Annotated in this window: 5 protein-coding genes and 2 pseudogenes; 4 read left to right on the top strand and 3 right to left on the bottom strand. The window is 69.0% G+C overall.

Going from position 1 to position 7,462, the window contains the following annotated elements; genetic code table 11:
- Positions 1 to 1,038: 1,038 nt before the first annotated feature.
- A pseudogene (gene secA / locus RWX45_RS13425) lies at positions 1,039 to 3,783 on the top strand (preprotein translocase subunit SecA); the annotation flags it as partial.
- 224 nt (positions 3,784 to 4,007) lie between these two features.
- Here the strand turns inward: secA and RWX45_RS13420 are convergent.
- Positions 4,008 to 4,583 (bottom strand): Rv3235 family protein, encoded by a 576-nt coding sequence (locus RWX45_RS13420; RefSeq protein WP_316024216.1) that lies wholly within the window; start codon positions 4,581 to 4,583, stop codon positions 4,008 to 4,010.
- A 28-nt stretch (positions 4,584 to 4,611) separates the two neighbouring features.
- Positions 4,612 to 5,424, bottom strand: a complete 813-nt coding sequence (locus tag RWX45_RS13415; RefSeq protein ID WP_316024215.1) for a LysM peptidoglycan-binding domain-containing protein — start codon at positions 5,422 to 5,424, stop codon at positions 4,612 to 4,614.
- Positions 5,425 to 5,574: 150 nt separating this feature from the next.
- Between RWX45_RS13415 and RWX45_RS13410 the strand changes: the two genes are divergently transcribed.
- Positions 5,575 to 6,105, top strand: coding sequence for a Fis family transcriptional regulator (locus RWX45_RS13410; RefSeq protein ID WP_316024214.1), 531 nt, complete (start codon positions 5,575 to 5,577; stop codon positions 6,103 to 6,105).
- A gap of 6 nt (positions 6,106 to 6,111) precedes the next feature.
- Here RWX45_RS13410 and RWX45_RS13405 read toward each other — a convergent pair whose 3' ends face one another.
- On the bottom strand, positions 6,112 to 6,345 hold the full coding sequence (locus tag RWX45_RS13405) for a helix-turn-helix domain-containing protein (protein ID WP_316024213.1): 234 nt from the start codon (positions 6,343 to 6,345) through the stop codon (positions 6,112 to 6,114).
- Positions 6,346 to 6,457: 112 nt separating this feature from the next.
- On the opposite strand from RWX45_RS13405, the gene RWX45_RS13400 reads away from it, so the two are divergent.
- A complete protein-coding gene (locus tag RWX45_RS13400; RefSeq protein WP_316024212.1) occupies positions 6,458 to 7,132 on the top strand; it encodes a hypothetical protein in 675 nt (224 codons plus the stop codon).
- 1 nt (position 7,133) lies between these two features.
- Positions 7,134 to 7,462, top strand: a pseudogene (locus RWX45_RS13395) (hypothetical protein); the annotation flags it as partial.

Below are 7,462 nucleotides of genomic sequence, written 5' to 3'. Positions count from 1 at the left end.
GTTCCCGCCCCTTTCACTGAAACCGGCACTAATAACATGCCGAAACTGGTCGAAGTTGCTGAGGGCGGGCTAAGTCATGGGAAAGTACTCAGGTATCTTGGTGTGAGTTGAGTCTCCTGGTTCGGTGCAGGCCTGGCCAAGCGGTGATGACCGTAACCGGCTCGCTGGATGCGGCCTGGTCCCGGAGGGCGTGGGCCAAGCGGCGCAGCAAGGCTTCGGACTGGGCGGCGGGCGCAGCACGGGTGGGCACCAGCCACCACTGTGGACAGCTGGGCGTCCGGGCGGTCTGGCGATGGACAACCTCGACGACGACGCACACGAACCTGGTGCCGCGTACACGACTTTGCGCCGTACGCACGAGTGATCGTCAAGCGCACGAGTTTGTGTCATGTACACGAGTCTTGGAGATATGCAGGTGTTGAGACAGTGCAAAACTCCAAAACTCGTGTCTTTGGGGAGAACTCGTGTTCATGGCGCCAGGGGAGCAGGCGCTGAGTGTGGTAACGAAGAAGTCCCGGCCAACCCCGCCTGACCCGCCGGGGCGTACTCGCGTCCCGCGAGCCAGGAACGTGCCGACGATCGTGAACAGGGCTTCAATCTCCGCGGAAATCGCCAGCCCACCCACTGTAAGAGTCCCCCATGCCTGCGCATGACAGCAATGGGTGCGCATCACGGCCGTACCCGTGAGGGCGGTGCGCTGCCATGAACGAGACCAAAGCCTCCGGGGCGTTCCTCACTCGCGTCAGCCGGGAGACCACTACGACGACCGGTTTCGCTACGTCATAAGTGCCGGTTTGGGCACGTTATTAGTGCCGGTTTCGGTGAGGGGTGGGCGGACGAGCTGTCGGCCTGTGTGTAGAACCGCCCGTCGGGAGGTGCGAGGGGTCCGTGCTCCGCGGTGAGCGATAGCATGGGGCGCGGCTCGGTGACTCCACTACGATGGCAGGGTCCATGCCCGGTTCGCCCGGGCGAGGAGCCCGCCAGCCCGAGGTGCCACGCCACGGCGGGATATCACCACCTACCAGGGGAGAAACCAGCGTGTCGATCGTCGACCGGATCCTTCGCATTGGTGAGGGCCGGACCCTCAAGAAGCTCGACGCCCTCGCCACCCAGGTCGAGGCCCTCGCGGAGGACTACAAGGAGTTCACCGACGCCGAGCTGCACGAGCAGACCGCGGAGTTCAAGCAGCGGTACGCCGACGGCGAGACCCTCGATCAGCTGCTTCCGGAAGCCTTCGCCACCGTCGTGGAGGCGGCCGACCGCGTGCTGGGTCAGCGCCCCTACCACGTGCAAATCATGGGTGGTGCCGCCCTGCACCAGGGCAATATCGCCGAGATGAAGACCGGTGAGGGCAAAACCTTGGTGGCCACCATGCCCTCCTATTTGCGCGCCCTGACCGGCAAGGGCGTTCACGTGGTCACCGTCAACGACTACCTGGCCGAGTACCAGTCCGACCTCATGGGGCGTGTCCACCGTTTCCTGGGGCTGACCACTGGCTGCGTGCTGGCCACCCAGACCCCGGCCCAGCGGCGCAAGCAGTACGCCATGGACATCACCTACGGCACCAACAACGAATTCGGCTTCGACTACCTGCGCGACAATATGGCGCAGCGCCCCGAGGACCTGGTACAGCGCGGACACGCCTTCGTCATCGTGGACGAGGTTGACTCCATCCTCATTGACGAGGCGCGGACCCCGCTCATCATCTCCGGCCCCGCCACCGGGGATGTCAACAAGTGGTACAAGGAGTTCGCCAAGCTCGCCCTGCGGCTGCGCGCCGGCCGCGACTATGAGGTTGACGAGAAGAAGCGCACCGTCGGCGTCCTAGCCCCCGGCATTGAGCGGGTCGAGGACTACCTGGGCATCGACAACCTCTACGAGTCCGAGAACACCCCCCTGATCGGCTTCCTCAACAACGCCATCAAGGCCAAGGAGCTGTTCCACCTCGACAAGGACTACATCGTCCGCGACGGCGAGGTCCTCATTGTCGACGAGCACACCGGCCGCGTCCTGCCCGGACGCCGCTACAACGAGGGCATGCACCAAGCCATTGAGGCCAAGGAACAGGTGGACATCAAGGCAGAGAACCAGACCCTGGCCACCATCACCCTGCAGAACTACTTCCGCCTCTACCCCGAGGGCTCGCGCTCCGGCATGACTGGCACCGCCGAGACCGAGGCCGCAGAGTTCTCCGGCACCTACGGCATCGGCGTGGTGCCGATCCCCACCAACAAGCCCATGATCCGTGTTGACCAGCCCGACCTGGTCTACACCAACGTGGCGGCCAAGCTCGCCGCCGTCGTCGACGACATCGTCGAGCGCCACGAGGTCGGCCAGCCCGTGCTCGTGGGCACCACCAGCGTGGAGAAGTCCGAGCAGCTGTCCCGTCTGCTCAAGGAGCGCGGCGTTCCCCACGAGGTCCTCAACGCCAAACAGCACGCCCGCGAGGCCGCCGTCGTCGCCCTGGCCGGCCGCAAGGGCGCTGTCACCGTCGCCACCAACATGGCCGGACGCGGAACCGACATCATGCTCGGTGGCAACGCCGAGTACATCGCGGTGACCGCCCTCAAGGAGGCCGGTCTGGACCCGGAGGAGAACGCCGAGGACTACGAGAAGGCCTGGCCCAAGGCGCTGGCCGCCGCCCAGGAGGCCTGCGCCGCAGAGCATGATGAGGTCGTCGAACTGGGCGGTCTGTACGTGCTCGGCACCGAGCGCCACGAGTCCCGACGTATCGACAACCAGCTGCGCGGACGCTCCGGCCGCCAGGGAGACCCGGGGGAGTCCCGCTTCTACCTGTCCATGGAGGACGACCTCATGCGCATGTTCGCCTCCGGTGCGGCCCAGCGGATCATGAGCTCCGGCGCCTACCCCGACGACGTGCCGCTGGAGTCGAAGATGGTCACCCGGGCCATCGCCTCCGCCCAGCGGCAGGTCGAGTCCCGCAACTACGAGATCCGCAAGAACGTCCTTAAGTACGACGACGTCATGACCGAGCAGCGCGAGAAGGTCTACTCCGAGCGCCGCCGCGTCCTGGACGGCGAGGACCTCGAGCCGCAGATGGAGAACTTCCGCGCCCAGGCCGTCGGCACGATTGTGGCCGCACGCACCCAGGAGGGACGCCCCGACGAATGGGACCTGGACGCCCTGTGGAACGATCTCGCGCACGTCTACCCGGTGAGCGTGACCCAGGAGGACCTCATCGAGGAAGTGGGTGGCCGTGACCTGCTGTCCTCCGAGCGCTTGTCCGCCGAGCTCACCGACGATGCGGCCGTCGCCTACGAGGAAGCCGAGAAGCGGCTGGACGACAACCCGATTGCCCGCGCTCAGCTGGGGGACGAGCCCATGCGCACCCTGGAACGGCGGGTGCTGCTGGCCGTTGTCGATAAGCGTTGGCGTGAGCACCTCTACGAGATGGACTACCTCAAGGAGGGTATCGGCTTGCGGGCCATGGCCCAGCGCGACCCGCTCGTGGAGTACGCCAACGAGGGCGCGCACATGTTCAAGGCCATGATGGAGGGGATTCGCGAGGAGACCGTGGAGCAGGTCTTTGCCAACGCCGCCCGCTTCGACGCCGCAGCCGCCCGTGCCGCCGCGGAAGCCGCCGAGGACGCGTCCGGAGACACCCAGGATGCGGCCGCGTCGGCCCGTGTTGGGGCTCTTGTCGGTGCAGGAGCGGCGCGGGGACGGGAAACGCGCGGCTCGGTTCTGGGCACGACGGGCCAGGAGGCCATGAGGCAGCGCATGATCTACTCCGCTCCCAACGAGGACGGCACCGCCACGGCCACCCCGGCCCAGGCGTCCCGGGGGCGGGTCACTGCCAAGACGACGCACGCCGGTGCCCCCGCCGGAAGGACCACGCAGGCCGGCGCCGCACTCGCCGCTGGCAACCGCAAGCAGCGCCGCGCGGCCGCCAAGAAGCGCCGCAAGTAACACCAGGGCGAGGATCCGCCGGCTGCTGCGCGAGCCGTCCGCCGTCGCGGCGGGGGATGGGGCGTTCGGACGGTGGCTCAGGCGATTTCCAGGGCGGCCAGCACCCACCTGCCCCGGAACGCCTCGAGGCGGGCTGCCGCTGCGCGCACGCGGGTACCGTCGTCGAGCAGGATGGTCACCTCGCAGGTGCCGTGGTCGGGTTGTTGGGCGTGCACCGAACGTGGCCGCAGCCGCGTTGAGGCCCGACCCAGGAGACGATGCGCCAGGCCGGCACGCCTGACCAGCGCCTCGAACAGTTCCGGTGTCGTCCACCGGGCCAGGTGATCGCCCGGACGCTGGCCGCATAGCACTTCCGCGGCGGCGGTGACGACGACGGCGGCGAAGCGGGCCGGGTCCGGCATGGTGGACGCCGTCGGTTCTGAAGCGGCAAGGACCTCCTCGGGCGCCGGGTCGGTGACAGCGTGCGTGCCTTGAGCTTTGAGCGCGGGCCGGAAACGTATCCGGTCCCAGCTCTCGGGGCGCTGAGCACCAGCCAGCGGCGGGCGGGAGACGACGGCGCCGGCACCGGCGCCTTGCGGGCGGCGGATGCGCACCGGCCGTGGTGGCTTGGTTCGGGGTGAGGCTTGAACGGCGGGGGCGGTGAGGACTGACATGATGATCTCCTGGAGCGGCCTGGGGCCGTTATGACTCGGTGAAGGTGGGGATGGTCAGGACTGCCCCGGGGCGGATGAGGCCCGGATCGGTGCCGATCGTCTCGGTGTTGGCCCGGTATAGCTGTGGCCAGGCGGCGGCGATATCCGCCGGTGAGGCGTCGGGCCCCAGCAGCTTGGCGGTGATGGCCCAGAGGGATTCGCCGGCCTTCACCCGGTGGGAGGTGGCCGCGTCGGCCGGTTCGGCCGTGGGGCTGGGCGGATCCGATTCGCTGTCGGGGGTGGCAGGGGCCGCATCCGGTGCGGACGGCTCGACGTCGGGGACGGACGCCTCGACGCCGGGTGCGGTGGCCTCGACGCCGGGTGCGGTGGCCTCGGCGTCCGGCGTCTGCGTGGCGTTGACCGTGGGTTGCCAGCCGAGGTCATCCGTGTCGGTTTCGGTCGCGGCCACAGCCGGGCTTGTGGCCAGGCCGGCGATGACTACGCCCGCAGCCAGGCGCCGGACCAGCGGGGCGCCCCAACGGTTCAAGACATGGGCCGCCGCGCCCCTGAGTCCGGGCCCGGTGCCGGGGGTAGCGGCACTGCCGCGCCCAGTACGCGGACCAACGCCGCCGGCTATCAGGGCGAGGGCAACGGAGACGAGGTGCCAGGCGGCGCCCATCGCCCCGATGGTGCAGGTGATGGCGGTGAGCGCCGCCGAGAGCTGGGTGGCGCCCCACCATGCGGGCGGCAGCTCCAGCAGACAGCGCGCGCTCGCGGCGGCGACGCTCAGCAGTACCGGAATGAGGCCGGTTGACGCCAGGCCGACAGCGCCGAGCGCAACGGGTCTAGATAGTGAGTCCATGTCACCCTCCATCATCCTTGATGGTGTTTGATGATATTAGAGCATGGATGATGGGCGTTGATGTGTCAAGTGTGTCTCGGGTACTTGTGGGCTGAAGGCTGCCGGCTCAGGGGGTTGGCCTCCGGCGGTGGGTGTGATGGGCTGGGGGCTATGAACTGGGACAGCCTGCTGGCCGATCTGGAAAGCAGCTTCGAGGCCGAGCGGCGTGCCGACGTCGCTGCGCAGGCCGCCGACCTTGCCGAGGCGGAGATTGCCGGCCTGCATCTGGTCGATCGACTGCGCGGCGCCGTTGGCCGCCCCGTGCACGTGCGCACGCGTGGCGGAGTGGCGGTCGACGGCGTCGTCAAGCGCGTCGAGGACGCCTTTGCACTGCTCGATGAGGGGGAGGGGATCGAATCGCTCGTGCCGGTCGCCGCGATCGTGCTCGCCTCACCGCTCCCGGGCCCCGCGCCGACGCCGACGGTGCGCCGTCGCCCCGGCATACAAGTCGCACTGCGCGGTCTTGCCCGCTCGGGCACCCGGGTGCGCGTGGTCTTCGCTCAGGGGGAGGCCACCGGACGGATCGTCCGTGTGGGCGCCGACTACCTCGACCTGGCGCGCGACGGCGTCGTCACCGGGCCCGGGGCGTCGGGGACCGTCACCATCGCCCTGGAAGCGATCGAGGTGGTTCGTAGCCGGTAAAGGGGGTTACGCGTTGGCGCCCGGTGTGGACTCGGCGGCAGCCGAGGCCACCATCTCCCGAGTTGCGGCGAGCTGGCGCTCGACGTAGGCGTCGAAGGCGCTTTCCGGCACCCGCCACAGGTGGCGGGCGCCCACCTGGATGGCGGGAAGCTCCCCCGACTGGATGAGGGAGCGCACCCCCTGGGTGGACAGCTGGAGATGGTCGGCAACTTCGGCGATGGTCAGAAACTTGTCTGGCATGGCACCATGATCCCACCCTGTTGCCGAATCCGCCATAGTCGAACATACTTGTGGATAACTAACGATCCCATGACGGCATCTAGCGCCACTGCACATGATCAAGGAGGATCCTGTGAACTTCGCGCAACGAAGCGCCCCTGAGTCCACCGACGCCCAGAAACGCGGGGCGCCGCGAACCCGTCGGCGCCGCCCCACCTGGAAGGACCCGCGCCTGGCAGGCGGGCTGGCACTTATCGGAGCGGCGGTGGCCCTGGGCGCCTGGGCCGTCAACGCGGCGGCCGACACCGAGCAGATCTACATCCTCACCCGCGATGTCGCCCCCGGCGCCGACCTGACCGCAGCGGGCGTGCTGTCCGTCGTCGACGCGCACCCCGGCACCCCCGCCTACGTGGTGGCGGGGAACCTGCCCGACGACGCCGTCGCCACCCGCTCGCTGCAGGCGGGCGAGCTGCTGCCCACCGGCGCGGTCGGCGAGGCCGCCGACCTGGATCTGCGGGCGGTCGTCCTCGACGTCGCCTCTGGCCTGCCCGCGTCCACGGGCGCCGGCGACGTCGTCGACCTGTGGTCGCTCCCCGCCACCCAGGCGACCGCCCAGGACGACGAGGCCGCCGAGGTCGTGGCCCAGGGGCTGCTTGTGTCATCCGTGGGGGAGTCGGGAACCAGCCTTGTCGGCGGCACCAATGTGCAGGTTGAGGTGTTGGTGCCTAGCGATGCGGTTGCCGCCGTGCTCACTGCGGTGGGCGGGAACGGTCCGCTCGTCCTCGTGCCCACCGGCCAGGGGCAGTGATATGACCACATCCCAACGCGGCGAGCCGACGACCCCGAGCACGCGCGGCGTTCTGCTCGCTCTGTCCGGAGACGACGCCGACATTCTGCGCGCCATCGACGCGCCGGGCTCGGGGCTCAAGGTAGTGCGCCGCTGCGCCGACACCGCCGAGCTGCTCAGCGTTGCCCTGGCCGGCCTGGCCACGCTCGCCGTCGTCGATACCGCCTTTGACGAACTCGACCGCACCGTCCTGGACCGGCTGAGCCGGGCCGGCGTGACCGGGCTGCTGCTCGCGCCCGCCGCCGAGGGCGAGCGCTGGCAGGGGACGGGCTGGCCCGTGGAATCCACAAC

The organism is Actinomyces sp. MRS3W, assembly GCF_032465695.1.
Taxonomy (GTDB): Bacteria; Actinomycetota; Actinomycetes; order Actinomycetales; family Actinomycetaceae; genus Actinomyces.
This window is presented reverse-complemented; position numbering and strand designations above follow the sequence as displayed.

Bases quoted from the DNA above. Each gene is read 5' to 3' on its own strand.
- RWX45_RS13410 (WP_316024214.1), top strand. From the start codon at position 5,575: ATGAACTGGGACAGCCTGCTGGCCGATCTGGAAAGCAGCTTCGAGGCC.
- RWX45_RS13405 (WP_316024213.1), bottom strand. From the start codon at position 6,345: ATGCCAGACAAGTTTCTGACCATCGCCGAAGTTGCCGACCATCTCCAG.
- RWX45_RS13415 (WP_316024215.1), bottom strand. From the start codon at position 5,424: ATGGACTCACTATCTAGACCCGTTGCGCTCGGCGCTGTCGGCCTGGCG.
- RWX45_RS13420 (WP_316024216.1), bottom strand. From the start codon at position 4,583: ATGTCAGTCCTCACCGCCCCCGCCGTTCAAGCCTCACCCCGAACCAAG.